The sequence below is a fragment of the Nocardia sp. NPDC059154 genome (genome assembly GCF_042755705.1).
In the GTDB taxonomy this organism is placed as follows: Bacteria; Actinomycetota; Actinomycetes; order Mycobacteriales; family Mycobacteriaceae; genus Nocardia.
In genome coordinates this window covers 72887-96625 of sequence record NZ_JBHZCS010000042.1, presented here as the reverse complement: position 1 = coordinate 96625, position 23739 = coordinate 72887, and the positions used below count along the sequence as shown (strand labels likewise).

27 protein-coding genes and 1 tRNA gene (1 of these 28 running past the window's edge) are annotated in these 23739 nt (G+C 68.2%); 26 read left to right on the top strand and 2 right to left on the bottom strand.

Translation table 11 applies throughout. The features are described from left to right. Window positions 1–112 precede the first annotated feature (112 nt). From ACFXN1_RS31425 to xerC, 25 genes are all read left to right on the top strand, one after another. Window positions 113–346 (top strand): helix-turn-helix domain-containing protein, encoded by a 234-nt coding sequence (locus ACFXN1_RS31425; RefSeq protein ID WP_379443943.1) that lies wholly within the window; start codon window positions 113–115, stop codon window positions 344–346. Beyond that, window positions 346–606: a hypothetical protein gene (locus ACFXN1_RS31420; protein WP_379443945.1), complete on the top strand. Its 261-nt coding sequence runs from the start codon at window positions 346–348 to the stop codon at window positions 604–606. The genes ACFXN1_RS31425 and ACFXN1_RS31420 overlap by 1 nt, the downstream gene beginning before the upstream one ends. Continuing rightward, window positions 603–1064 (top strand): hypothetical protein, encoded by a 462-nt coding sequence (locus ACFXN1_RS31415; protein ID WP_379443946.1) that lies wholly within the window; start codon window positions 603–605, stop codon window positions 1062–1064. The genes ACFXN1_RS31420 and ACFXN1_RS31415 overlap by 4 nt, the downstream gene beginning before the upstream one ends. Then, window positions 1061–1219, top strand: coding sequence for a hypothetical protein (locus ACFXN1_RS31410; RefSeq protein WP_379443947.1), 159 nt, complete (start codon window positions 1061–1063; stop codon window positions 1217–1219). The genes ACFXN1_RS31415 and ACFXN1_RS31410 overlap by 4 nt, the downstream gene beginning before the upstream one ends. Then, complete coding sequence (locus ACFXN1_RS31405; RefSeq protein ID WP_379443949.1) at window positions 1216–1509, top strand: hypothetical protein; 294 nt, start codon at window positions 1216–1218, stop codon at window positions 1507–1509. The genes ACFXN1_RS31410 and ACFXN1_RS31405 overlap by 4 nt, the downstream gene beginning before the upstream one ends. Beyond that, window positions 1506–1850: a hypothetical protein gene (locus ACFXN1_RS31400; RefSeq protein ID WP_379443950.1), complete on the top strand. Its 345-nt coding sequence runs from the start codon at window positions 1506–1508 to the stop codon at window positions 1848–1850. Before ACFXN1_RS31405 ends, ACFXN1_RS31400 begins: the two co-directional genes overlap by 4 nt. Beyond that, the gene (locus tag ACFXN1_RS31395) at window positions 1847–2524 is read left to right on the top strand and encodes a hypothetical protein (protein WP_379443951.1); all 678 of its coding nucleotides are present in this window, start codon (window positions 1847–1849) and stop codon (window positions 2522–2524) included. The genes ACFXN1_RS31400 and ACFXN1_RS31395 overlap by 4 nt, the downstream gene beginning before the upstream one ends. Window positions 2525–2527: 3 nt before the next feature. Beyond that, window positions 2528–3370, top strand: a complete 843-nt coding sequence (locus tag ACFXN1_RS31390) for a hypothetical protein (RefSeq protein ID WP_379443953.1) — start codon at window positions 2528–2530, stop codon at window positions 3368–3370. After that, window positions 3367–3762 carry a hypothetical protein gene (locus ACFXN1_RS31385; RefSeq protein ID WP_379443954.1) on the top strand — a complete coding sequence of 132 codons (396 nt, stop codon included), beginning with the start codon at window positions 3367–3369 and terminating at the stop codon, window positions 3760–3762. The genes ACFXN1_RS31390 and ACFXN1_RS31385 overlap by 4 nt, the downstream gene beginning before the upstream one ends. Then, window positions 3759–4160 (top strand): hypothetical protein, encoded by a 402-nt coding sequence (locus ACFXN1_RS31380; RefSeq protein ID WP_379443955.1) that lies wholly within the window; start codon window positions 3759–3761, stop codon window positions 4158–4160. The genes ACFXN1_RS31385 and ACFXN1_RS31380 overlap by 4 nt, the downstream gene beginning before the upstream one ends. A 140-nt stretch (window positions 4161–4300) precedes the next feature. After that, complete coding sequence (locus tag ACFXN1_RS31375; RefSeq protein ID WP_379443957.1) at window positions 4301–5119, top strand: hypothetical protein; 819 nt, start codon at window positions 4301–4303, stop codon at window positions 5117–5119. Next, window positions 5116–6195, top strand: coding sequence for a hypothetical protein (locus ACFXN1_RS31370; protein ID WP_379443958.1), 1080 nt, complete (start codon window positions 5116–5118; stop codon window positions 6193–6195). Before ACFXN1_RS31375 ends, ACFXN1_RS31370 begins: the two co-directional genes overlap by 4 nt. Further along, window positions 6192–8201: a hypothetical protein gene (locus ACFXN1_RS31365; RefSeq protein WP_379443959.1), complete on the top strand. Its 2010-nt coding sequence runs from the start codon at window positions 6192–6194 to the stop codon at window positions 8199–8201. Before ACFXN1_RS31370 ends, ACFXN1_RS31365 begins: the two co-directional genes overlap by 4 nt. A gap of 40 nt (window positions 8202–8241) precedes the next feature. Further along, the gene (locus ACFXN1_RS31360; protein ID WP_379443960.1) at window positions 8242–8748 is read left to right on the top strand and encodes a hypothetical protein; all 507 of its coding nucleotides are present in this window, start codon (window positions 8242–8244) and stop codon (window positions 8746–8748) included. 34 nt (window positions 8749–8782) lie between these two features. After that, complete coding sequence (locus ACFXN1_RS31355) at window positions 8783–9379, top strand: hypothetical protein (RefSeq protein ID WP_379443962.1); 597 nt, start codon at window positions 8783–8785, stop codon at window positions 9377–9379. A gap of 29 nt (window positions 9380–9408) precedes the next feature. Then, window positions 9409–9777, top strand: a complete 369-nt coding sequence (locus ACFXN1_RS31350) for a hypothetical protein (RefSeq protein ID WP_379443963.1) — start codon at window positions 9409–9411, stop codon at window positions 9775–9777. A 35-nt stretch (window positions 9778–9812) separates the two neighbouring features. Then, complete coding sequence (locus ACFXN1_RS31345; RefSeq protein WP_379443964.1) at window positions 9813–11744, top strand: hypothetical protein; 1932 nt, start codon at window positions 9813–9815, stop codon at window positions 11742–11744. 2 nt (window positions 11745–11746) lie between these two features. After that, window positions 11747–12139 carry a hypothetical protein gene (locus ACFXN1_RS31340; protein WP_379443966.1) on the top strand — a complete coding sequence of 131 codons (393 nt, stop codon included), beginning with the start codon at window positions 11747–11749 and terminating at the stop codon, window positions 12137–12139. After that, entirely contained in the window at window positions 12136–12513 is a 378-nt protein-coding gene (locus tag ACFXN1_RS31335) for a hypothetical protein (RefSeq protein ID WP_379443967.1), read from the top strand. The genes ACFXN1_RS31340 and ACFXN1_RS31335 overlap by 4 nt, the downstream gene beginning before the upstream one ends. A gap of 6 nt (window positions 12514–12519) precedes the next feature. Continuing rightward, window positions 12520–13521 (top strand): toprim domain-containing protein, encoded by a 1002-nt coding sequence (locus ACFXN1_RS31330; RefSeq protein WP_379443968.1) that lies wholly within the window; start codon window positions 12520–12522, stop codon window positions 13519–13521. A 41-nt stretch (window positions 13522–13562) separates the two neighbouring features. Continuing rightward, entirely contained in the window at window positions 13563–13976 is a 414-nt protein-coding gene (locus tag ACFXN1_RS31325; RefSeq protein WP_379443970.1) for a hypothetical protein, read from the top strand. Further along, window positions 13973–15112 carry a helix-turn-helix domain-containing protein gene (locus tag ACFXN1_RS31320; RefSeq protein WP_379443971.1) on the top strand — a complete coding sequence of 380 codons (1140 nt, stop codon included), beginning with the start codon at window positions 13973–13975 and terminating at the stop codon, window positions 15110–15112. The genes ACFXN1_RS31325 and ACFXN1_RS31320 overlap by 4 nt, the downstream gene beginning before the upstream one ends. After that, complete coding sequence (locus tag ACFXN1_RS31315; protein ID WP_379443973.1) at window positions 15109–15903, top strand: DUF5131 family protein; 795 nt, start codon at window positions 15109–15111, stop codon at window positions 15901–15903. Before ACFXN1_RS31320 ends, ACFXN1_RS31315 begins: the two co-directional genes overlap by 4 nt. After that, complete coding sequence (locus tag ACFXN1_RS31310; RefSeq protein ID WP_379443974.1) at window positions 15900–16127, top strand: helix-turn-helix domain-containing protein; 228 nt, start codon at window positions 15900–15902, stop codon at window positions 16125–16127. The genes ACFXN1_RS31315 and ACFXN1_RS31310 overlap by 4 nt, the downstream gene beginning before the upstream one ends. Next, window positions 16127–17458, top strand: coding sequence for a tyrosine recombinase XerC (xerC, locus tag ACFXN1_RS31305; RefSeq protein WP_379443975.1), 1332 nt, complete (start codon window positions 16127–16129; stop codon window positions 17456–17458). Before ACFXN1_RS31310 ends, xerC begins: the two co-directional genes overlap by 1 nt. A gap of 40 nt (window positions 17459–17498) precedes the next feature. Here xerC and ACFXN1_RS31300 read toward each other — a convergent pair. Together ACFXN1_RS31300 and ACFXN1_RS31295 are read right to left on the bottom strand one after the other, a co-directional pair. Next, a tRNA-Pro gene (locus ACFXN1_RS31300) sits at window positions 17499–17575 on the bottom strand. A 132-nt stretch (window positions 17576–17707) separates the two neighbouring features. Next, window positions 17708–17938, bottom strand: a complete 231-nt coding sequence (locus ACFXN1_RS31295) for a hypothetical protein (protein ID WP_379443977.1) — start codon at window positions 17936–17938, stop codon at window positions 17708–17710. A 614-nt stretch (window positions 17939–18552) separates the two neighbouring features. Between ACFXN1_RS31295 and ACFXN1_RS31290 the strand changes: the two genes are divergently transcribed. Beyond that, a protein-coding gene (locus ACFXN1_RS31290) for a type I polyketide synthase (RefSeq protein ID WP_379463732.1) crosses the window boundary here: on the top strand, window positions 18553–23739 show its 5' end (the start). The gene runs 8613 nt beyond the window's last position; 5187 of the gene's 13800 nt are visible here — the first part of the coding sequence; the start codon lies at window positions 18553–18555; the stop codon falls past the right edge of the window.

Genomic DNA, 23739 nt, shown 5'->3' with positions numbered 1-23739 from the left:
GCGCCCCCCTGCGCGCCTAGCGCCTCAACTTGCGCACTGATTCAAGGAATGGTCACCGAGTTCTCCTGAATACCAACAGCTTTCGCTCGTTGGTACCGAAGGAGTCCACGCAATGACCCGTTCGAGAAGTTCCCTGAAAGTCAGCATCAAGTCGACGCCTGAGGGCGCGCCATTGGTGACCCTCCAGGAGGCCGCGAAGACGGTCAGCGTCACCGAGCGCACGGTTCGCAACTGGATCAGCAACGGTCTCCTGACCGGCTACCGATTCGGCCCGAAGATCATCCGCGTCGACCGCGAGGAGCTGCTCGCACTCGCTACCCCGGTCAACGGCCAGGGGGTGGCCTGATGTCGTACATATCGGTTTCGTCTCCCGGCTACGCCGTGGAGGGCACTGAGGTCCGGTACCAGGCCGCGCACACCGCGGACGCTGGTCTGGAGATACCCGCCTACGTGTACGTGTCGCTGAAGGGCACGTCGGGCTACATGGCGCTGCATATGGAGCACGCCCGCGCGTTGTTGGAGGCTCTGCCCGGTGTGCTTGCCGAACACGATGCGGCGCATGAGATTCCGGCAGTCGAGCCTGAGTGCGAGGCGGTGGCGTCATGAGCGGGTTGTGGAAGATCGATCGCACCGACATGGTGCAGGCGCTGTTTCCGCTGGAGGGCCCGCACACCGCGGAGTCAGTGGTCGCCGCGTCGATGGCGGTGGCCGAGTTGTGGCGGTATCTGGCGCACGCCACCCGCTACAGCATCGCGGGGGCGCTCACTGATCCGGCCGACGTATCGGTGATAGTCGCGAACTTCACCGTCGGCATGCGGTCGGCGGATCAGGTGCTGGGTCAACTGTCCTACTGGGCGCAGCGGCTCATCGAGAACCCCGCGCTGGCCGATGATCGCGACCGGGCGGACGTCGCCCGCGCGGTGGCCGCGACCGGAGAGATCGCGTCGTGGCTGGTCGAGGCCCGCGACGACATGTCGATGGTTGTGCGGGACCTGGGTGAGGTGAGTGCGGATCTCGGGCATTTATGCCTGGGCCGCGTGGTCGGGCAGGAGCAACGCTCATGACCCGGTTCAACGTCTTCCTGTTCGCTCTGGTCGTCCTGGGTGTCGCGCTGCTGAGTGCGCCGCAATTCCTGGCGAGCCTGCTGATCGGTGCGGGCGTGATCGTGTTCGGGTTGCGCTGGTTCGTCCGGTCGTCGCGGCGGCGGTGGCGGCGATGAACCCTATGGATTTCGCCCGCGATCACTCCGGGATGCCGGCGCTGTCGGGTCGCAAGTACGACCCCGTTGGCTTGATCGATCCGGATGCATACGCGGCGTCGTTGCGGTGGCGGCTGGTGTTCGCCGGGGTCGCTGCGGTGTTCGGCGCCGGCGTGGTGGTCGGACTGATGCTCGGTCAGGGCAGCACACGGGAAGTTTCGCCGAATGTGTGCCGCGCGGACGAGGTTTCGCGCATCGACTGCGTGCACGCCTCCACGATCGCGCCGACCCCGCCGGGAGTGTCGCGATGAACTGGACTGCGTTGTTCGGGCCGAAAGCGGTGCTGGAGGCCGAGAACGAACGCCTGCGCCGGACCCTTGCCGAGCGGAATGCCCGCGTCGCCGAGCTGTCGACCGCGCTGGACGACGCTTTGGACCGGGAGCAGCTGCACTCGTTGTCGGCCCCGCACGAGCGGTTGACACCGGCGGCGGTGATGGAACGTGTCGGCCAGGGCCGCGCCCAGCACCCCACATCCGTCGGCCGTGAGGCCCGTGCTGTCACACCGCAGGTGAGCGTGCGGCCGTGGATGCGGGAGCTGGATTCCACTGCCGCACAGGTATCCGTGGCGCCGGATCGGAGGCGGTCACGATGAGCATCGAGATCACGACCAAGCAGCAGCCTCTGACCGAAGAAGCCGCGCGCGAGCTCACCGACAACATCCGTGCCCGGGTGGCGCAGGTCTGGGAGCTGGTACGACACGCCTACACCGGCCGTGTGTGGACGGTGCTCGGCTACGACAGCTGGGACACCTACTGTGCGGCCGAGTTCGACGGCGCGCAGCTGCGTATCCCGCGGGAGGACCGCGCCGAAGTCGTGGCCTCCCTGCGCGACATCGGCATGAGCACCCGCGCCATCGCCGCCGCGACCGGTTTGAGCCAGCCGACGGTGTCTCGGGAACTGTCATCGAGTGATTCAAATGAATCACCTGACCCGGTGGTCGGTTTGGACGGCCGGACCTATCAGCCGAAACCCATTGAACGCGAACCAATTACCGATAGCGACACCGAGAACGGCCCTGCCGAGAACGGCGAGACAGCGGTGGCACCGCGCCGGCGGCGTCCGATCACCGATTCGTTCGACACCGCCCGCGGCGAGCTGCTGACCAAGACGAACACGCTGGTCCGGCTGACCGGTGATGACCGTTTCGACCGGCACGCCGGACAGCTCTCGCACCGGTTCCTGGCTGATCTGCTGCGCGCTCGCGACGCCCTCAACCAGGTCATCGACCGGCTCTCCGATTCTTCTGACCGTCCCGAGGAGGGATAACCCATGCATCTGGTCGACCCCGATAACACTCCCGTGACCAGCCAGGTCATGGATGTCGACAGCGCCCTGGCGCGGCGTTGGCTCGAACGTAACCCGAACAACCGGCCGATCCGGCAGGCGCGGGTGCAGCAGTACTACGACGACATGGTTTCGGGCCGTTGGCGTTTCAACGGTGAAGCGGTCAAGTTCGGTCCCGACGGGGAACTCCTGGATGGCCAGCACCGCCTGCAGGCCATCGCCCGCACCACCGGCATGCGTTTCCCGATGCTGATCGTGCGCGGCCTGTCGCCGGACACCCAGGTCACCATGGACCAGGGCGCGAAACGCACCCCCAGTGACCAGCTCGCCATCACTGGGATCACCAGTCACAACACGTCGATGGTCGCCGCCGCGCTGCGGGTCTACATGGTGTGGATGGAGGGCAACCTCTTCGGTGACATCGTGCGCGGGGGCGGTGTATCCACCACGCGGGTGGTCGAATTCGCTACCGCCTACCCGGAACTGGTCACCATTGCCGACCGGTTCACCGTCGTCGCGAAGCGGTTGAAGGCCCGTCCGGCGGTGGCGTGCGCGGTCGCGATGCGGCTGTCGGAGATCGATGCGGCCGCGGCGGCGGAGTTCGTGCGGCTGTGGGACAGCGGCGCCGGCCTGGCCGCCGATTCCCCGATCCTCGCGCTGCGCGACCGCCTCGATTCCATCCGCGTCAACCGGCTGCGCGTCAGCGACCGCGAGCAGATCGGGCTGATCGTCACCAGCTGGAACTTGTGGCGGCGTGGACGTGCGGTCACCAAGTTGCAGCGTCCCAAGGGTGGATTCACCTCTGAGAACTTCCCGGAGCCGAGATGACCACGCCATCAAGGGAGCCGGCAGATCTGGCCGCCCTGCGCGCCGAACGCGATCGACTGAGCACAATCACCGATGTCCTGCAGGACATCAGCAGCGCCGCGTTCGACGTCGAAACGCGGAAGGGACGCCGTGATTGTGCCGCCGAGCGCGTCAAGTTCGATCACGGCCGCACGGCCGGAAGACTCGCGGCCGCAGAGTATTTCGCCGCCGCCGATGCCTACCACGAAGCCAAGTGGGGCAGCGAATCAGTCGCGAGGTCCCGCGCCCGGCGCGCTACCACGTTCGCTGACGACGCGGAGATGCGTGAGCTGATCGACCGGGCTCGCGCGGATCTCACCGCACGCCAGCAGACGCGCAAGCCAGTCGAGCGGGATCGGCGGCGGTCGCGATGAATTCCGGATTCCATGATCCCGCCGGCGAGCAGTACGGACTACCCACCTACCCCTGGCGTTCCGCGCCCGCGCATCTGCGGACCGAACGTCAACTGGCGCAGGACAATCGGCGCCCCGGTGACGAAGCGCAGGCACAGGTGATGCGCAACACCCGTCGTGGCCTGGTGCGCGCCTGCCTCTATGACGAAGCAACCTCGGTACCCAAGCGGGAGTGCACCGAGGCGCAGCTGGAGTCGCTGCGGATCGCTCGCTGGGTGCGCTCGGCGGACGCGTGCGAACGCCGAGGGGTCGACGCGGCCGATGTGCGGGAGCTGATCGAGGCGACCCGCATCGAGCTGGCTGCTCGCCGCCAAGCCGGTCGTGACGCTAAAGAGCGTGATCGGGGGCGATCGCGGTGAGTTGCGGTTGCGGGACCGGTGAGGCTCAGGGCCGTGGGTTGTGTGCGACGCATTATGCCGCGTTCCGTAGCCGTGAGATCGCTTACGGGCGCTGGAATCCGAGGGTTTCGGCTGATGCGGTGCGGGCGCATGTGGAAGCGATGCGTGCTGCCGGAGTGAACCCGAACCAGCTGTCCAAGCTGGCCGGTGTCAGTCAGTCCGGGCTCAGTCAGATCATGGCGGCCGGCCCGGACAAGCAGGTCGCGGCCTGGCTGGAACAGGCCGTCCTGGCGGTCGATGTGCCCGAGCGTCCCGCCGAGGTCACCTCGGACACCGCGCTGGTCCCGATCCTGGGTGCGCGGCGCCGGTTCCAAGCTTTGGTGGCGTCGGGTTATCCGGCGGCGCAGCTGGCGCGAGAGCTGGGCGTCGGCGAGCGGAGCCGCACCATCCGGTCGTTGATGGGCAACCGTGCCGACAAGACCGGCCGTGTCACCCACGACATCGCCGCCGGCCGGGAGCGTGCGGTCAAGGAGCTGTTCGACCGTTTGCAGTTGGTGCCGGGTCCGTCGGCTCAGGCTCGCGCGTTGGGGGAGCGGCGCGGGTGGCCGCTGCCGATGGAGTGGGACGAAACCGCAATCGACGACCCGGCTGGCCGCCCCGAAAAAGCGCGCTGGACACCGGCATCCGCGCGTGAGGAACGCCGCGAACACGTCGACGAGCTGGCCCGCCAAGGGCTGACCAACGACGAGATCGCCGACCGACTCGGAATCAACACCCGCCTGGTCGAACGCGACCGAGCCCACCACCGCACCACACGACACACCGACACCACCGGCGCATCCGAGTCCGAATCGATTGCCCGGAAACCGTATTCGCGCAGCGAGGTCGAGGCGATGGGCGCACTCGCCGCCCAGGCGCGCGTCGATATCGCGGCCCGCCGTCAGCGCGGACGGGGCCGGGGATTGGAGCGAACCCGATGAACCACAACGAGAACAACACCCGGTACGCGGGGTTGGAGCGCCGCCACCGGACCCAGATCATCGCTGGTCTACGGGACGCTGGCCTGACCTATACCCAGATCCGCACCCTTCTCGGGGTCAGCCTGCGCCAAGTCGAAACCGTCCTCGGCGAAGCGCAAGCGCTGCGGGCGAGTGGTTTCCGGGCCAAGGAGATCGCCGCCGAGCTCGGAGTGCCCGCGGGATCGCTGGGACGGGTCCTGCCGCCGGCGCGGCGCGCGACGATCACCGAACGCCAGTCCGAGGTGCTGCGGGCGGTCTCGGACATGCGCGGCATGCAGGTCGACGTGCTCGCCCAGTACCTGAACGTCTTGGAGTCCAGCGCGTATGCGATCGTGCGGGAGCTGATCGCCAAGGGCTTGTTGTGCGAGCTGGAGAAGGTGCAGCGCGGGCGGGCGTGGGTGTTCGCGCCGCCGCGGGTCGAGGCCCGGTATCTGGGGTGGCGGCCGGCGGAGTGGACCCCGCCGCTGATGTACGCCGAGCACTACCGCGCGGTCGCCCAAGCCCGGATCATGCTGGTCGGCAACGACCCACGCGCGTTCATCTCCGAACGCACCCTGCGCCGCGAAGCCACCACCGCGGCCCGTATCGCTGAGAAGCGGCGGGGGACTCCGGTGTTGGAGTTCTCCACCGGCATCGACCCGCTGCCGGGGCGACCGCACCTGCACGACGGTCGGTTCCTGGGTGTGGTGGGCGGCAACTACGGCTGGTGGGCGCTGGAGGTCGAGCTCAGCGTCAAGGACAAGACGCACATGGACACCGCGTTGCAGGGCGCGATCCGCGCCGCCCGTGACGCCCACCCCTACACCATGGTCGGCCTGCTCTACCTGTGCCGGTCCGACGCGGTCCTCAACAACGTCGAGGCCGCCGCGGGACGGCTTCCGGCCGAACTCGCTGCGCTGCCGCTGGATCTGCAGATCCAGGACTTTGACAAGCAGTGGAATGCCTTCCTGGCCGCCCGCCACCAACTCCGTGTCGCTGCTCGCGAAGCAAAACGCGAGCGCCACAACATCTTCGAAATCTCCAAGGAAGCATCATGAGCCCCACCGACTGCACCCCACTGATCACCCCCACCGACTGCGGGCCCCTCGCCACCGTGCCGGGCCCGGCTGACAGTCCGCCAATCCCGCAGATCACCGCCGAGCCCCCGCCCGGAACGCCGACGGTCGTGCGGGAGGTGACCGACCCCCTCACCGACTGGTCCGGTCATGGCCTGGCGCACGCCGGCGCGACCGTGGAGACCGCGCTGGTGTGTGGGGCGGTGCTGGCCGCGATGCTTGTGCTGATCGTGGCTGTGGCTGCGACCAAACCTGTTGAGCCGCACCGGTTGCGCAACTTCGCGGCCGCGGCGTGGGCGTTGCCGTTGACGTCGGTGTTGGCGGGCGGGTCGTGGTCGACTCCTTTGAGCTTGTTGTGGGGCGGCACCGAGCATCTGGCCCACGGGCAGCTGGGCGGGTTGTCGATGATGCTGGTCCTGGGTCTGCCGTCGACGATGGTGGTGGCGTCGCTGTGGTGGGCGCATTTCCTGATCAAGACCGAGACCGTCGGGTTGAAGTCGCTGCGCAGTACCACACGTGTCCGGGACTCGCTGACGGCCCGTCGGCAGCAGGCCGCCGCCCGCGCGGCCAAAAGCGGTGCGCCGCTGCACCGCGGGCACGACATCGTGCTCGGCACCCTCGCCGACACCACCAGCCACAAGGCGCCGGGGGTATGGCGGACGCTGTCCAAGCGTCACCAGCCATGGCTGGCCATCGCGCATGCCGATGCCCGCAAGCAGCAGGCCATGTTCGGTACCACCGGCAGCGGCAAGACCGTGCTGATGGAACGCTACGGGGCCGCCTTGTTCGATTACGAGTGGCGGGTCTGGCAGAAGTGGACCGGGGTTCCGGGGATGGCGGGCAAGCATGCGCGTCCGCTGCTGGTGATGATCTCGTGCAAGGGCGGCGAGGACGACCGCGAACTCGGGTTGAGCCTGCGCGAATCGATGCTCGCCCAGGGCGTCGACCCCAAGCGGATCGCCCTGGTGATCCCGGAGATGGACACCCTCGACATCTGGGAAGACACTCCCGCGCGGGATCTGCGGGCCATGATCGGCGCTCTGCTGGGCGCGTCCGCTGAGGCCACCACCGCCGAGGGCCAGCATTTCGAGAGCATGCAAACCCGCATCGCGTCCTTGGTCGTGGATGCGCCGGTCGGTAAGCCGCGCAACCACATCGAACTGTTGGAGCGGCTGCAGGAGACCAAGCTCAAGGAGATCTGGAACAACGCCCCGGACGTGGTGCGCCAGATCGACGCGATGCAGGCCGAGAAAGTCCCGCAGCTCGACGACGCGCTGATCAAGTGCACGAACCTGTTCGAGAACCTCAAGGACACCAGCGGGCGGATGGTGTTCGACGGCGGCCGCGACATCAACGACCTCGACGTGCTGTTCATGACCGTGCCCGCCCTGGACAAGGACGCTGCCCGCGCCCAGGTCGCCACCATCTTGCAGTTGCTGTTGGAGCGGGCCGGGCGGACTGCGAAAGAGCTGCGGCGCAGCGTGATCCTGTTCATCGACGAACTGTCGGCGTTGACCACGAGGAAGGGATCGATCGGGGTCGAGGACATCGCCGAACGCGGGCGCTCCCAGAAGATCGCCATGGTCTTCTGCGGCCAGTCCCCGGAATCGGTGGCCCCCGACGCCTGGTCGCTGGGACGACTCCTCAAAACCTGCGCCGGCGGAGTGATCCTCGGCTACCTGGAGAACGCGGGCGAGCTGTGTAAACACGCCGGATCGATCCCGGTCATGCTGCCGTCTCGGCACCTGATCAAAGGCCAGCGCCACGGCGACGAGGGCCAGGTGTCGGTGGGTGAGAAATGGCTGGTCGACCCCGACCGGGTCCGCCAGTTCGACACCGGCGACTTCGTGTTCTTCAAACGCGGCCACGCCCGCTTCGGCCGCGTCGTGCCACTCAACAAAGCCGAACAGTCCCGCCTGCCCGGCACCTCACCCGCCCCCGCCCCTGCCCCGCGCACCGGTGACGACCCGACGCCGGCCACCGCATAACCCCTCCCGACTGCGTGAATCTGATTGGAGCACAACCACTATGCGCATTTTCCGCGATTACGGCGACGAGCATGACGATCACGACGACGAGCAGCCTCGTAAAGGCTTCGGCCGCGACGAGATCGCCGCCCAGGCCGATCTGCTGGCCGACGAGATCGCCGACTTCCTGTCCGATACCGCCGGCGCCGCCGACCAGCGCCCGCCGGTCAAACCGACCCTGCGACTGGTCCCGCCGCTCACCGCACCGGAGCAGGCCACCGCGTCCGCGCCCGTGGAAACCGGCGAACCCGCGCTGGTACCGGTGGTCAAACCGCATACCCGGGGTCAGATCTGGCGTGCGAGCGCGGCCGGTTCCTTCGTTGTGGTCGGTCTCGCCGCGGTGACGGCGTGGGGGCAGCCCTTCGAGGTCGGGGTCCCCGTTGCCGTCTACGGGCTGGGCTGGATCGCCTACCTGAGCTGGAGCGCCGCCCGCCGCCCCTCGCCGACGCTCGCGCTGGCCGCGTTCACCGAACACCGCGCCGCCCGCGCCCACCGCAACACCCACTGACCCCCGCACCCGCGGGACCAAGAAAGGAAACACCATGCACAACAACACCATTCGGACGATCGGTCTCGGCACCGCGGTCGGTGTCGTCGCCGGCGTCGCGACCGTTGCGACGATCATCGCCGTCGACACCTGGGACCTGGACATCCGCGTGTCCGAAGCCGTCGCCCGGTGGCGGATGACCCCGGACGAACGCGTCGAACTCGACGTCGCCCAGCAGCAGTTGGATCATCAGGCCCGTCAGCGGCGGCAGCGGTATGAACGCAACGAGATCGACAAGCGGTCGAAGTTCGCGCCCGAGCTGCTCACCGGGGTCCAGGGCCGTTTGGCCGAGCTGCCGCTCTCGCAGCTGATCACCGAAATCCTCTACGCCCGAGGCCGTCTCGGCGATTCCTGGGGCGCCGACCCGATGCCCGGGCAGCGTGATTTCCCCGCGATCAACCGGTGGACCGAGCACCTGGAAGCCATGCGCAGCGAGTTCGACCGCCGCCGCGAAAACCCCGCCCCCGGACAGTCCCTGTCCCTGCTGGACCGCAAGCGCTGGGACGCCGCCCACAACGCCGTGCACACCTACGACACCCACGACACCAGTTTCCCCGGCCCCGACCACACGACCGCCGCCCAGCAGTCCTGACGAAAACACCTATCCCAGAAGGGAACCCGATGTTCAAGAACCGGAACGAGCCGATCCTGTCCGTCCCGAGCGAGCTGTACGACGAGATCGGCCAGCTGGGAGACCGAGTACGGGAACTGCGCGCGGACATCACCCGAATCCGCGGCCAGTACGCGCAGCTGGCGAAATCCCCCAACTCGCTGCGGGTGGACGAGCTGGGCGCGCCGACCAGGCCGACCGAGGCCGTCATCCTCACCCACACCGCCCTGCGGGCTGCGGACCGTGACCTGGAAACCGTCGAGAAGGCCATCGGCTGGGCCCATGGCCCCGCGAGCCGGATCAGCCTCACCGATGCCGCGGCCGATCACCGCGAACAGCAACTCGCCTCGCGGCGCCCGCCCATCGAACGCACCCGATAGCCGAAACCCCTGTTACCGAAAGGAATCCCAACCTCATGTCTGAAATCGATGAAATCGCCCGCGATACCGGCCGCACCTTCCGTGACGTGCTGACCGTGGCCGGGCAGTGGCTGCGCACCTTGCGCAGCGCCGACGGAGCCTCGGGCCGGTTGACCCGCAAGCAGCGCCGCGAGCTGGGCGAGCAGATCATGGCCCAGGTCAAGGCCGAGCGGGTTACCGCCGCCTGGTACACCAAACGCGTCGCCGACTACCGCACCGAACACGCGGTCGCCCAGTTCCGACGTGAATGCGACCCGCTCTACACCGACCGCGACGCCCACGCCGACGCCGAACGCTTGGACGCGATGCGGTTGCGGATCGAGGAGAGCCTCACCACCGCGCCGCTGCGCATCGAGCACCGCGGGCAGGTCGTGATGGCCCTGGACAAAGCCGGCCGCCACCCCTATCAGCTCAACCCGAGTTTCGAGACGGTGTTCCCGACCATGAACACCCGGCAGATGCAGGAAGCCCGCGCGGCGGCCGTCGAATCCGAACAGTGGGTCCAGGCCCGCGCCCAGGAACTCGATCAGCGGGTCGCGTCGATGACCGTGCACCAGCCCGCTTCTCGCGTCACAACATCCGACCAGACCGGGGTGCACCCGGAATCGGCTGCGCCGCTACCGTCCTCGCTGTTCGAGCAGGAAGTGGCGATGGACCAGGATGTCGCGCGGGTCAACGCGGTGCAAGCGATCCGCCACGCCCAATACACGCATCTGCGTGCCCAGGCCAGCGGGCGAGCCGATCACCGCACCGAGGCAGCCCGCCGGGCGGCCGCTGCACAGGCCGCGCAGGCGGGGATGACCGTCGAGCAGGTGCGGTGGGAGTTCGCCAACGCCGAAACCAACTCCCGCTGCCAGGTCACCGTGGCCTCCAGCTCCCCGGACGGCGGCCAGCAGGTGATGCGCTCCTACCATCCGTCCGAAGCCGACGCCGCGGCGTGGACTCGGGATGCGGTGCACACCAACACCTGGAAGGCCGGGACCACGTTGAGCGTGCGCGCGCGTGAGATCGGGCGTCGGCACCCGTTCTACGTCGCCGAGGGCAATCAGATCGAGGTCGGCCACAGCACCCACGACTGGCAGCGCGAGATCACCCGCGAGCAGACCGAGCCACCCGACTATGACAGAACCCGCGAAAAGCCCCCCACCGCAGGTGAATCGGACGACTTGCAGCGCCGGGTTCTGCTGCTTCAGCGTGGCTTGGACGCGGTCGTCGCCGAGCGTGACCAGCACAAGCAGCAGCTCGATTCGGTGCGTGCGGATCTGGAGGCGCTGAAGAACACCCAGCTGCGCACCAACCACGAACTGAAGGAGACGCGTAACCGGCTGCTGTCCGCGGTCGACGACCGCAACCGCTACCGCGGTGAACGAGACGAGGCAGTGCGCAAGCTCGCCCAGTCCACTCCGCAGCGCGACCGGTACGGCAGCCGCGAACGCGTTGCCGCCGAGCAGGACCGGCGCGGGAACACAACCGCGGCGCACTCCGCGGCGCCCACGGCCGAACCCACGCAGGAGCAGTCCGATCCGGCCAAACGGTATTCGGTGTATGTCGGTCGACTCGATGACATCGAGCTGATGCGCGAGCACGGGGTGTCGCGTCCCAACGACCTGCCCGAAGCGATTCGGCCGGTCAGCGGAGAGTTCGACAGCGAGCACGATGCCCACGAGTGGGCTCGCCGGCGGGTCGCGGCCATGGACACCGGCGGCATGGACATCGAGGTCGGCATCGTGGACAGACACCTCGAGACCGGGTCGAGGATCCGCAACCACACCCGCGGCAGCCGCGACGACGTACTGGGAGACGTCGACGGATGGCTGGACGGCCGAAACAATCGCCACCGCAACCCCGCCCAAGCCGCCCGCGACACCACCAGCCCGCCGACCACCGGGACCGGACAGCAGCGTCCGCCGATCCAGCGGGAGCGCTGATCATGCACCGCGAACACGAAGAAGCCATGCGCTTCGACTTCCACGACCGCGTCGCCCTGAGCTGGAAAGCGTTGCAGCCCGCAGTCACCGACGCCCAGGCCGACGAGATCGACCGCCGCGTCAGCGAATACGACCAGCGCTGGCAGTCCGGGCCGCACGCACTGGAGTGGGACTTCCTGCACGCCGCCTACACCGACTGGCGCGACCAGCCCCAGCTGATGGCCAAGTTCGCCGAGGACCTGCGCGTCAACCCGACCGTGTACGCCGACTACGGCCTGACCGATGTGCAGCGCCGCAGCCTCGACCAGGCCCGCAACATCGCCCACGAACAGCGCAGCGCCATCGACGCCTTGGACACGTCGGCGCAGCGCCTGCCGATCCGAAGGGACCGGTGACCACCATGGAATCCGAGCACGAAGAGGCCATGCGCTCCGACTTCCGGGAACGGACCGCATTGGCGCTGTCCGGCTATCAGCCGGGGGTGACCGACACCCAGATCGATGAGATCTATGCCGAGACCCGGCAGATCGATGATCGGTGGAACTCGGGTCCGCACGCTGATCAGTGGCGGTATCTGTCGGATGCGTACGCCGATTGGCGCGACGCTCCCGACACGATGGATCGGTTCATCGACAACATCGAGTTCAACCGGGCCAAGGGCGAGGACTTCGGTCTGGACGAGGTGCAGCGTCGCAGTCTCTACCAGGCCCGGGAGTTGACTGAGCCGCACCGGGTCCGCCCGCGCGGGCGGGTGCGGCGGGAGCGCTGAGCGGTCATGGATCATGATCCGGCTGCGGGGCGTTCGTGGCAGCTGATCACCGCTGCCCTGACCGCTGCGGTGGGTCCGGGCCGGGACCGGGCACGGTGGACAGTGTTCCTGTGCCCGGTCCACGAGGCCGACGGACAACCCCACACCCCGTCCCTCGGGGTCCGCTACGACCCGACCCAGGGCAAGACCATCGTCCGCTGCTTCGCCCACTGCGACGACAAAGACGTCCTCGACCGCGTCGGGCTGCGAGTCCGCGACATGTGGGACCGGCTCCCCGAACGCACCCTGTATCAGGGCGAGCAGCGTGGGCAGCGGCGCCCGCCGTCGGGTGCCGCGGGGGCGCATCAGCAGCGGGTGTCGTTGGTGGACAAGGCGATCGACTACGCGCGGTTGCCGATCCCGTCCAAACCCGATCTCGGAGAAGCGATCGGGCCAACCGAAACCGTGTGCACCTACGTCTACCGCAGCGCCGATGGGCACGTCGAAGGCGCGGTCACCCGCCGGTCCACCCCGCACGAGTACGGGAACCGGAAGTCGTTCACCCAAGCCCACTGGAACGGAACCGACTGGGAACCCACCGGATTCGCGCCCATCCCGTACCGGCTGCCCGAAGTCCTCGACGGTCTCCGCAGCGGGCGCGAGATCTATGTGTGTGAGGGGGAGAAGGACGTGACGCGGGCGATCGAGGCCGGACAGATCGCCACCTGCAACGCCATGGGCACCGGCTCCTGGACGCCCGAGCACGTGCGATGGCTCCAGGGTGCTGGGCGGGTGATCGTGGTCGCCGACCGCGACCGTCCCGGTTACCTGCACGCCGCCAAGGTCGCCGAAACCCTGCACGGCCACGTCGGCAAAGTCCGAGTTTTGCAGGCCGCGGCGGGCAAGGACCTGTCGGACCACCTCGACGCCGGCCACGGCTTCGCCGACCTGGAGATGGTGCCCTACCTCGACCGCCACTACCGCCAACCCCGAACCGAACAGCAGCGGCGCATCACCCGCAGCCGCTGACCCATACCTATCCCTGATTGACCACAAAGGAGAGAACCGTCATGGCCAGCACCAACTTCGGACAGCGATTCACCCGCGCCGCCGCGAAGATCCCTTCCGCGTTCGGCAAGAACACCACCCCCGGCGCCACCGTCTACGGGCGCATCACCAACGTCGCCGAGCAGCCCAAGCTCAAGTACGGCGGCGCCCCCGGCGAGATCGACACCGACGAGCACGGCAACCCGATCATGCAGCTGTTCATCACCATCGAGACCCCGAACGGGCCGCGGAACCTGTACCCGACCAGCCGCATGGAACAGGCCATCGGGCAGGCGATGAACGCTGCCGGCGTCACCGATTTCGATCCCGGCGCCACCTTGTCGGTCACCTACACCGGGCCCGACCCCGACAACGACAAGGCCCGCCTCTACACCGCCAAGTACACCCCCGCCGTCACCAACGGCGGCGGCAGATGACCGGCAACGACGCCGGATCGATCGTGGGGCGCACCAATGCCGTTGCGCCCCACGGCACACCCCGAACCAACCCTGTCGCACCACCAGCAACCAGCCAGCACGGACGCGACACCACACCATCCGCGCCCCGCCCAGGGCCGGACGAGGCGCTCACGACCTTGAGTGAGGAGGCGATCATGACCACCGCCCGCGACAGCCGCGACACCGTGTCGCAGCAGCCGCGCGACAGCCGTTGCACACGCGACACCGATGCGACAGACCGCGGCGGCAAGGTCGTCGCCTGGGCCGGATTCATCTTCGGGTCGGTGCTATCGATCGTGATGAACTGGCTGCACACGTGGTTGCCCGCCGCATCGAAACCACACGGCTGGTCGCCGGGAGTATGGCCGCAAATCGGTTCCGCCGTATGGCCTGTCACGCTGTTGCTGGCCGTCGAAGCGCTCTCGCGCGTACGGTGGAAGGTTGGCCTGGCATGGTCACTGGCCCGCTACGGCGGTGTCGGTACCGTCGCTGCCGGCTCGGCGCTGATCTCCTACGGCCACGTCCACGACGTCCTGGAAAGCTGGGAGTACGGTACCGTCGGCTCCGCCGTCGGCCCTCTGGTGCTGGACGGGCTGATGGTCGCCTGCGGCTTTGCCCTGCTCTCCGAATCCAGTTCTCCCGCCACTGGCAGCGATGCCGCACCGACTCCTCCGGTTGTCGTCGGGAGTCCCACACACCCAACGCCCGGCAGAGTTTCGGCCGCAGAGGTAAGCGAGCCGGCCGCGGACGCACCCGTCAACGCGGTAAGCCCCCATGACGGCCCCGACGCGTTTGCTGGGGGTGTTCTCGGACCGGAATTGCCTGCGCGACAGCGGGATGCGACGCCGCGACAGCCCGACGCGACGGGCGCGACACCAGGCGACAGTCCTGCGACAGCCCGCGACAGCGACGATCCGATTACGCGCGACGAGCGCATCCTGGCGTTGCATGCCGCGGGTCGGTCCACACGCGAGATCGCAGACGAAATCGGTGTCCATCACTCCACTGTCGCGCGAGTCGTCGCACGCTACGGCGGCAGCGACACCACCCGCGACACCCTGTCGGGATTGCGACTTATCCAAACTCCTGCAAACGGTGAGGAAACCGCGTCATGACCGGTATCGAATGGACCGAGACAACCTGGAACCCGGTCACCGGCTGCGACCGCGTCAGCAGCGGCTGCACCAACTGCTACGCGCTGTCGATGGCCAAGCGGCTCAAGGCAATGGGCGCTGCGAAGTATCAGGCCGACGGCGACCCACGCACCTCCGGGCCGGGGTTCGCGGTCACGATTCATCCTGCAGCACTTGACATCCCGCAACGGTGGCGCTCGCCGAAGCTGGTGTTCGTCAACTCCATGTCCGACCTGTTCCACGCCCACGTCCCCGAACCGTTCATCCGCGACGTGTTCGAGGTGATCGCCTCGACACCCCAGCACACCTACCAGATACTCACGAAACGCTCCCTGCGAGCACGCCGGTTGGCCGAGCGACTGCCCTGGCCACCCAACCTATGGATGGGCGTCTCGGTCGAGAACCAGGACACACTCATCCGGGCCGGGCATCTGCTCGACATCCCCGCCGCCGTCCGGTTCCTGTCCTGCGAACCACTCCTCGGGCCCGTCGACCTCACCGCGGTACTGCGCGGCCGGCACGACGGAATCGGATGGGTGATCGTCGGCGGCGAATCCGGGCCGGGCGCCCGCCCGGTCTCCCGGGAGTGGGTGCGAGGACTGCGGGACCACTGCGTCAGCGCCGGCGTCCCATTCTTCTTCAAACAGTGGGGTGGACACACTCCCAAACAGAACGGTCGCCGCCTCGACGGCGTGACATGGGACCAGCTCCCTGCCCGTCTTCGCACGGCCAGACCGCATGAGGCCCAGGCAAGGATGGAGCGACAATCATGAGAGGCGAAGTACAGATGCCAGATTTCGAGGCGTCGAAGTGGTACACCACCGAAGAGGTCGCGACCTTCCTGAAGGTCGACCCGTCTAGCCTGAGGCGTTGGCGCACTGCGGAACCGCCGCAGGGCCCGCCGTTCGTCTCCGTCTCCGAGCGCGTAATCCGTTACAGCGGAACCGATGTGCTCGCCTACCTCGTCAGCCGGCGTGTCGACCCGACGGCAGCCTGATGAACACCCCCATCAATATTGTGCCGCTCGGCGTATCCGTGACCGGGTACGTCGAGCAGCGTGGAAAGGCGCACAGATGCCGGGCGCGGGTCCGTTGGACCGACCCGGCGACCAAGTCCCGCGCGTCGAAGTCCGAATCGTTCGACACACAGGAGGAGGCCGAAAGCTGGATCGAGCGTGTCCAGCAGGCCGCCGAGCGCGGTGTGGACCCGCGCATGGCGACAGCGACACTTGCTGACTACGGCAACTTTCACTGGGACACCGCGATGCGCGGTGTGGAGCCGAAGACCCTCGATCCCTACCGCGCGGGATGGCGATTGCGGATCGTGCCGAGCCTGGGACATATCCCGGTCACCATGATCACGAATGGTCTGGCCGACCGGGCAGTGACGAGCTGGATCGCCGACGGCTGCGGCCGATCCACCATCAAGAACACCCTCGCAGCCCTCGGACGCGTGCTCGATCAGGCAGTGCGCGACGAGGTGATCGACCGGAACCGAGTCGAGGTAACGCGATGGCAGGCACAGCTGGAGAAGTACGAGGACGAGCTCGACAATCCCCGCGCGTTGGCCCTGCCGGACTGGGCCACGCTCGAAAACCTCGCCGCGGCCTTGGTCGGCGCATCGGCCGGCCACTACCAGGGCTGGGGAGACGTGGTGATGTTCGCGGCGTGCACAGCCACCCGTATCGGTGAAGTGTCCGGCTGCCGGATCCGCGACATCGACACCGAACAATGGGTGTGGACACTGCGGCGCCAGACGACCCCGGGACCGGGCGGACTCAAAGACAAAGGCACGAAAGGAAAGCGTTCACGGAACATCCCGATCATCGGGCATATCCGGCCGCTGGTACTGACACATCTCAACGACGCCCGCGCCCGCATCGAGCGGACCTATCAAGGAGCGGGCGACAAGGAACAGCGCTCGGCGCTGCTGGACGCACGATTGTTCGTCGGGCCGCGCGGCGGGCGGATCGCCACCGGTGTATTGCGCGACGCGACCCATTGGGACGACGTGGTGGCGCAGTCGGGATTCGAGCATCTGCGCCGGCACGATCTCCGGCACACCGGGCTCACCTGGTTCGCCGACGCCGGGGTGCCACTGCATCGGCTCCAGCAGATCGCCGGGCACACCGACCCGAGGATCACCCAGCGCTACCTGCACCCCGACATCAAGGCTCTGCAGGACGACGGCGCGCTGTTGGCGCGGTTCCTGACGATGCCGAACGACGGTCCGCAGATTCCCGAGCCGCTGGCCCGCGTGGGACCCGACTATCGGCGTGACGACCCGGGTGGCCCCAGATTGGCCCCAAATCTTCGGGTGGTCGAGTAACAGAAAACCCCTTCCGACCCTGGTCGGAAGGGGTTTTTCTTGGTCGGGCTGACAGGATTTGAACCTGCGACCACTTGACCCCCAGTCAAGTGCGCTACCAAGCTGCGCCACAGCCCGTTGCATTCGCTCTCGCTCGTGCTCGATGAGATTACCCCAGGACCCCCCTGAACATCCAAATCGGCTGGTACTTGGCGTGTGGCGGGGTAGTGGGACGCACTTGAACGGGGGCAAGTGGTCGCAGGGTTGGGTTCATCTGGTGCTCGGGTTGGACGCACCGCGTGGTCCCTCGTCGTGGATGGCCTCGGCGTCGGGCGGGCATACCGAGCCGAGGGCGATCCGAGGCTTCGGCGTGGTGCGCGATCTCTCGCTGGCGAGGTGATCGGACGCCTTCGCGAACCATGTCGGTTCCATGTGCCGGAGGGGTACGGCATAGGTGGTCGACATGTCGGCCGGGACCTGTGCGCCTGCGGCGCCGGTCATGGGGCGGCAATCATTTCGACATGTGTTCGAAATCGTTTGTGCCGCAGTGTAATAAAGTGCAAAAGGGTGCGGTTTTCAGTGCCGCTCTCGGGCTCTGGATGGGGTGGGTTGCCTCGGCTGTGCTGCCGGTGGTTTCGGGGGCAATTGGACGATTGACAAGTCAAGATCGTTCGAACTACTGTTCAGTACGATGACCCCCGCCGCTCGAAAACCCCTGGTACACATGCCTCATTGGGTTGGCATGGCCACGTAGCGTGGCAGTCGTCAGCATCCGTTGCTGATCAATTGTTGCACTGAGCCTGGCGGCACAGCTGGGTCAGTTGACCTGGTCTGAAACATCTCCTCGGCCAGGGTCCCTGCGGAAGCACCCCATATCATGCGGGCTCTTCTCTAGGTCGCTGTCGCATCGAAATCCGTTGTGTCGAAAGAGGAATCATCTGTGTCGTCGGCATGCTGTCGACTGGATCCGGACGCTGAGCGCTGGGCGCGATGGTGTTTGGCCGCGGGTTGGCCAGGGTAGAAGAACGGAACTTGTTGGCCGCGGTCGTCTTCGACTGTCCGGCGGTGGATGAGGGCGCGAAGTGGGTGCGTGCCATGAGGAAGGATTTTCAGAGGTGACCGGATCGGCGTTTGCCGTCGCTATCGTGGGTATGTCTTGCAGGATGCCGGGGGCGGCCGATCTCGACAGTTTCTGGCAGTTGCTCACGGAGGGGCGCGCCGCGATCGGTGCGGCTCCCGAGAGCCGGGGGAGTATTACCGAGCGGGCCGGATTTGTCGGCACCGCAGGGGAGTTCGATGCGGATTTCTTCGGGGTTTCGCCGAATGAGGCGCGGGCACTCGATCCGCAGCAGTTGCTGGCGCTGGAGCTGAGCTGGGAGGCGCTCGAGGACGCGGGCCTGGCTGCCACGGCTCGCGAGACCCGCCGCTGCGGTGTGTTCCTCGGCTGCACTGGAAGCGATTTCGCCGAAATTCTGGCTTCGCGGGGCGGCCCGGGGGTCAGCCGCCACTCGCTGTGGGGTGTCGGGCGCGGGATCATCGCGAACCGCATCTCGAACTATTTCGGTTTCAGCGGCCCCAGCATCGTGGTCGACAGCGCCCAGGCATCGTCGCTGGTCGCGGTGCATCTGGCCTGTGAGAGCCTGCGCAGCGGCGAGAGCGACGTGGCCCTGGCCGGTGGCCTGAACCTGATTCTGTCGCCGACGAGCGGTGAGCGGATCGAGCAGTTCGGCGCGCAGTCGGCGCTCGGCGCCTGCTACACCTTCGATGCCCGGGCCGACGGGTTCGTGCGCGGCGAGGGCGGCGGCATGGTGCTGCTGAAGCCCCTGGCGCAGGCTATCGCCGACGGCGACCGGATTCATGGCGTGATCCGCGGTAGCGCGATCAACACCGGCAACGAGCGCCGAGTGCTGAGCGCGCCGAGCCGGGATGCGCAGGCCGCGGCGATTCGCGATGCCCTGACCGCGGCGGGCGTCGAAGCCCCGTCGGTGCAGTACGTCGAATTGCACGGCACCGGCACCCCCGCCGGTGATCCGGTGGAGGCCGCCGCGCTCGGCGAGACCTACGGTGCGGGCCGGGCGCAGGACGCCCCGCTGGCCGTCGGATCGGTCAAGACGAATATCGGGCATCTGGAAGGTGCGTCCGGTATCGCGGGCCTGATCAAGACGGTGCTCTGCCTGAGCCATCAGGAACTGGTGGCCAGCCTCAACTTCGAGACGACGAATCCGCGAATTCCGCTCGCGGACCTGGGTTTACGAGTGGTGACGGGCACCGAGGACTGGCCCGTGACCGATGTGCGCAGGGCGGCTGTGTCGTCCTTCGGCATGGGCGGATCGAATGCCCACGTGATCGTGGAGGAGGCGCCCGCAGTCGGTTCCGCCGCAGCCGCCGGTGAGGCCGGTGCGGTTTCGTGGGTGGTGTCGTCCCGCAGCGAGGCCGGTGTGCGTGCGCAGGCGGCCCGGTTGCGGGAGTGGCTGCTCCGCCATCCCGATTCGACCGCGGTCGATGTGGCGTACTCACTGCTGGCCACGCGCGCCCAGATGGAGTGGCGCGGAAGCGTTGTCGGGCGGGATCGCCCCGAGCTGCTGGCCGGTTTGGCATCTCTGGCCGACCCGACCGCACCCGCCGTGGCGATCGAGCCCGCCACCGGGCGGGCCGAGCAGCGCCGCATCGCGTTCGTCTTCCCGGGGCAGGGCAGCCAGTGGGAAGGTATGGCGCTGGGCCTGCTGGACGCGGGTGGGCCGTTCGCGGAGTCGATCGCGGAATGTGAAGCGGCGCTTGCGCCGTACGTGGACTGGTCGCTGACCGCGGTGCTGCGTCGCGAGGCCGGCGCGCCCCCGCTGGATCGCGTGGACGTGGTGCAGCCGGTGCTGTTCGCGGTGATGGTCTCCCTGGCCCGGATGTGGCGCGCGGCCGGCGTGGAGCCGGACGTGGTGATCGGCCACTCCCAGGGCGAGATCGCCGCCGCCTATGTCGCCGGCGGACTCTCACTGTCCGATGCGGCGCGTGTCGTGGCGCTCCGATCGCGCGCGGTCGCCGAGGAACTGGCTGGTCAGGGCGGTATGGCCTCGATCGGACTCGGCGCGGATGCGGTCCGGGAACGGTTGGCCGCGTACGGGGATCGGCTCTCGCTCGCGGCCGTGAACGGTCCGGCGCAGACCGTGATCGCCGGCGATGTCGCCGCGATGGAGGACTTCCTCGCCGCCTGTGCCCGCGACGGTGTCTGGGCCCGCCCGATTCCGGTGGACTACGCGTCGCATTCGAAGGCGGTCGAGCGGCTGCGTGATCGCCTCCTCGCGGAACTGGCCCCGATCCGCCCGCAATCCGGGTCCGTGTCGTTCTTCTCCACGGTCTCCGCCGACCGGCTGGATACCGCGGAACTGGACGCCGAATACTGGTATCGATCCCTGCGGGAACCGGTCCGATTCGCCGATGCCGTCACGGCGCTGATCGCCGACGGTATCAACGGATTCATCGAGTCCAGTCCGCATCCGGTGCTCACGATGGGCATCGGCGTGACCGCCGAGGCCGCCGGCGCGGGCGAGAGCGTCGCAGTTGTCGGCTCGTTGCGGCGTGGCGAGGGCGGCCCGGAGCGCTTCCTGGCGTCGCTGGCACAGGCCCACTGTGCCGGCGTGCAGGTGGATCCGCGTTCGCTGGTCTCCGGCGGGACACGGATCGACCTGCCGCCGTACGCGTTCCAGCGCCGCAACTTCTGGGCCGGTGCACCGGCCATTTCCGGCGGCTCGGCCAACATCGCCGAGGTCACCGAGGACCGCACGCCCGAGGGCGGTGAGCAGGCGTGGGATGACAGCCCGCTGGCACGCACATTGCAGGCGACCCCCGAATATCAGCGTGGCACCGTCGTTCTCGACCTGGTCCGTGAGCAGGCCGCCGCCATCCTCGGCCACGAGTCGGCCCGATCCATTCACCCGGACCTGCCCTTCACCGAGTTCGGCTTCGACTCCGTCAGCGGCGTGGAGCTGCAGAACCGCCTGACGCGCGCCACCGGTGTGCCCCTGCCGTCGTCGCTCATCTTCGACCACCCGACCGCGAATGCCGTTGCAGCGCTGCTGCAGGCCAGGGTCACCGGAACCGATCGGGGCGAGCGCCGGGTCTCGCGGCGCGCGAATACGGACGAACTGATCGCGATCGTCGGCATGGCCGCCCGATTCCCCGGCGGTGTGCGTTCCGCGGAGGACCTGTGGGACCTGCTCGCGGCGGGCCGCGACGCGATCGGTGAATTCCCCGAGGATCGCGGCTGGGACCTGGACCGGCTGTTCGACCCGGACCCCGACAAGCCGGGCAAGGTCTACACCCGCCACGGTGGATTCCTGAGCAGCGCAGGCGATTTCGATCCCGGATTCTTCGGCATCAGCCCGCGCGAAGCCTTGGCGATGGACCCGCAGCAGCGGCTGTTGCTCGAAACCTCCTGGGAAGCACTCGAAGACGCGGGCATCGACCCGGGGTCGTTGCGGGGCAGCGACACCGGTGTCTTCGCCGGCGCCTGCTCGTCCGGATACGCCGGCCGGGTGACCGGTGACCTGGAGGGCTTCCGCCTGACCGGCACCTCGCACAGCGTCATCTCCGGCCGCGTCGCGTACGCGTTCGGCCTGGAGGGCCCGGCGGTGACGGTGGATACGGCGTGCTCGTCCTCGCTGGTGGCCTTGCATCTGGCCTGCCAGGCGCTGCGCCAGGGCGACAGCTCGCTGGTGCTCGCCGGTGGCGTGACCGTCGCGGCCAGCCCGTACCTGTACGTGGACTTCGCCCGCCAGCGCGGCCTCTCGCCGGACGGCCGGTGCAAGGCGTTCTCGGCGGCCGCCGATGGTGTGGCGTGGTCGGAGGGCTCGGGTGTGCTCGTCCTCGAGCGACTCTCGGACGCCCAGCGGCTCGGCCACCACGTCCTGGCCGTCGTTCGCGGTAGCGCCGTCAATCAGGACGGCGCGAGCAACGGCCTGACTGCGCCGAACGGTCCGTCGCAGCAGCGAGTGATCGCCCAGGCCCTCGCCAATGCGGGCATCACCGCGGTCGACGTGGACGCCGTGGAAGCGCACGGAACCGGCACGGCCCTGGGCGATCCGATCGAGGCCCAGGCGTTGATCGCGGCCTACGGCCAGGGTCGCGACGAGCGCGAACCGCTGCGGATCGGCTCCTTGAAATCGAATATCGGCCATGCCGTGGCCGCCGCCGGTGTGGCCGGTGTGATCAAGATGGTGCAGGCGCTGCGGCACGAGCGCCTGCCGCGGACACTGCACGCCGAAACGCCGTCGCCGCACGTGGATTGGGCCGAGGGCGCGGTGCGCCTGCTGACCGACGCCGAACCGTGGACCGCGGGCGATCGGGTGCGCCGGGCGGGTGTGTCGTCGTTCGGGATCAGCGGCACCAACGCGCACGTGATCCTCGAGGAAGCGCCCGCCGCATCGGTCGCCGCGGGCGATACTGCGAAGGCGCAGCCAGGCAGCGCCGCACCGATGGCGCCCGCTGAGAGTGACAGTGCGGACACGCAGCCGGACAGCGTGGCACCGCCCATCCCCGTGCTGGTGTCGGGTAAGGGCGAGGCGGGTCTGCGCGCGCAGGCCGCCCGACTGGCTGCCTGGCTGTCCGAGCGCCCCGAGATCGACATCGCGGATGCGGCCGGGGCGCTGGCGAATTCGCGGGCGCAGCTGGATTCACGTGCTGTGGTGCTCGGTCGCGATCGCGCCGAGTTGCTCGAGCGGCTGGCGAATCTCGCCGAATCGGGGACCGGCGCCGGTGTAGTCACGGGTGCCATCGGCACGGGGACGACGGCCTTCCTGTTCACCGGGCAGGGTGCGCAGCGGATCGGCATGGGAGCCGGGCTGTACGAGGCCTTCCCAATGTTCGCCGACGCGCTGGACTCGGTGTGCGCCCAGCTCGATCCGTTGCTGGAGTGCTCGCTCCGGGACGTCATGTTCAACGGTTCCGCCGATGGCGGTACCGCCGTCCTGGATCGCACAGAGTTCACCCAGCCCGCTCTGTTCGCCTTCGAGGTGGCCCTGTACCGCCTACTGGAGTCGTTCGGCGTCACCCCGGATGTGGTGATCGGTCATTCGATCGGCGAGATCGCGGCCGCGCACGTCGCGGGCCTGTGGTCGCTCGAGGATGCCTGCCGATTGGTGGCGGCGCGCGGCCGTCTCATGGGCGCGCTGCCCGAGGGCGGCGCGATGCTGGCCATCGGAGCGCCCGAGTCCGAGGTGAACGAGGTCGTCGCCGGCTATCCGGGCCGCGTCTCGGTCGCCGCGGTGAACGCGCCGCAGGCCCTGGTGGTCTCGGGTGACGAGGACGCCGTC

What these genes read in the sequence shown, in the direction of transcription:
- xerC (WP_379443975.1), top strand. Translation starts at nt 16,127, where the DNA reads ATGAACACCCCCATCAATATTGTGCCGCTCGGCGTATCCGTGACCGGG.
- ACFXN1_RS31410 (WP_379443947.1), top strand. Translation starts at nt 1,061, where the DNA reads ATGACCCGGTTCAACGTCTTCCTGTTCGCTCTGGTCGTCCTGGGTGTC.
- ACFXN1_RS31370 (WP_379443958.1), top strand. Translation starts at nt 5,116, where the DNA reads ATGAACCACAACGAGAACAACACCCGGTACGCGGGGTTGGAGCGCCGC.
- ACFXN1_RS31425 (WP_379443943.1), top strand. Translation starts at nt 113, where the DNA reads ATGACCCGTTCGAGAAGTTCCCTGAAAGTCAGCATCAAGTCGACGCCT.
- ACFXN1_RS31400 (WP_379443950.1), top strand. Translation starts at nt 1,506, where the DNA reads ATGAACTGGACTGCGTTGTTCGGGCCGAAAGCGGTGCTGGAGGCCGAG.
- ACFXN1_RS31420 (WP_379443945.1), top strand. Translation starts at nt 346, where the DNA reads ATGTCGTACATATCGGTTTCGTCTCCCGGCTACGCCGTGGAGGGCACT.
- ACFXN1_RS31355 (WP_379443962.1), top strand. Translation starts at nt 8,783, where the DNA reads ATGCACAACAACACCATTCGGACGATCGGTCTCGGCACCGCGGTCGGT.
- ACFXN1_RS31365 (WP_379443959.1), top strand. Translation starts at nt 6,192, where the DNA reads ATGAGCCCCACCGACTGCACCCCACTGATCACCCCCACCGACTGCGGG.
- ACFXN1_RS31350 (WP_379443963.1), top strand. Translation starts at nt 9,409, where the DNA reads ATGTTCAAGAACCGGAACGAGCCGATCCTGTCCGTCCCGAGCGAGCTG.
- ACFXN1_RS31320 (WP_379443971.1), top strand. Translation starts at nt 13,973, where the DNA reads ATGACCGGCAACGACGCCGGATCGATCGTGGGGCGCACCAATGCCGTT.
- ACFXN1_RS31295 (WP_379443977.1), bottom strand. Translation starts at nt 17,938, where the DNA reads ATGACCGGCGCCGCAGGCGCACAGGTCCCGGCCGACATGTCGACCACC.
- ACFXN1_RS31360 (WP_379443960.1), top strand. Translation starts at nt 8,242, where the DNA reads ATGCGCATTTTCCGCGATTACGGCGACGAGCATGACGATCACGACGAC.
- ACFXN1_RS31380 (WP_379443955.1), top strand. Translation starts at nt 3,759, where the DNA reads ATGAATTCCGGATTCCATGATCCCGCCGGCGAGCAGTACGGACTACCC.
- ACFXN1_RS31415 (WP_379443946.1), top strand. Translation starts at nt 603, where the DNA reads ATGAGCGGGTTGTGGAAGATCGATCGCACCGACATGGTGCAGGCGCTG.
- ACFXN1_RS31375 (WP_379443957.1), top strand. Translation starts at nt 4,301, where the DNA reads ATGCGTGCTGCCGGAGTGAACCCGAACCAGCTGTCCAAGCTGGCCGGT.
- ACFXN1_RS31310 (WP_379443974.1), top strand. Translation starts at nt 15,900, where the DNA reads ATGAGAGGCGAAGTACAGATGCCAGATTTCGAGGCGTCGAAGTGGTAC.
- ACFXN1_RS31395 (WP_379443951.1), top strand. Translation starts at nt 1,847, where the DNA reads ATGAGCATCGAGATCACGACCAAGCAGCAGCCTCTGACCGAAGAAGCC.
- ACFXN1_RS31385 (WP_379443954.1), top strand. Translation starts at nt 3,367, where the DNA reads ATGACCACGCCATCAAGGGAGCCGGCAGATCTGGCCGCCCTGCGCGCC.
- ACFXN1_RS31330 (WP_379443968.1), top strand. Translation starts at nt 12,520, where the DNA reads ATGGATCATGATCCGGCTGCGGGGCGTTCGTGGCAGCTGATCACCGCT.
- ACFXN1_RS31405 (WP_379443949.1), top strand. Translation starts at nt 1,216, where the DNA reads ATGAACCCTATGGATTTCGCCCGCGATCACTCCGGGATGCCGGCGCTG.
- ACFXN1_RS31340 (WP_379443966.1), top strand. Translation starts at nt 11,747, where the DNA reads ATGCACCGCGAACACGAAGAAGCCATGCGCTTCGACTTCCACGACCGC.
- ACFXN1_RS31325 (WP_379443970.1), top strand. Translation starts at nt 13,563, where the DNA reads ATGGCCAGCACCAACTTCGGACAGCGATTCACCCGCGCCGCCGCGAAG.
- ACFXN1_RS31390 (WP_379443953.1), top strand. Translation starts at nt 2,528, where the DNA reads ATGCATCTGGTCGACCCCGATAACACTCCCGTGACCAGCCAGGTCATG.
- ACFXN1_RS31345 (WP_379443964.1), top strand. Translation starts at nt 9,813, where the DNA reads ATGTCTGAAATCGATGAAATCGCCCGCGATACCGGCCGCACCTTCCGT.
- ACFXN1_RS31315 (WP_379443973.1), top strand. Translation starts at nt 15,109, where the DNA reads ATGACCGGTATCGAATGGACCGAGACAACCTGGAACCCGGTCACCGGC.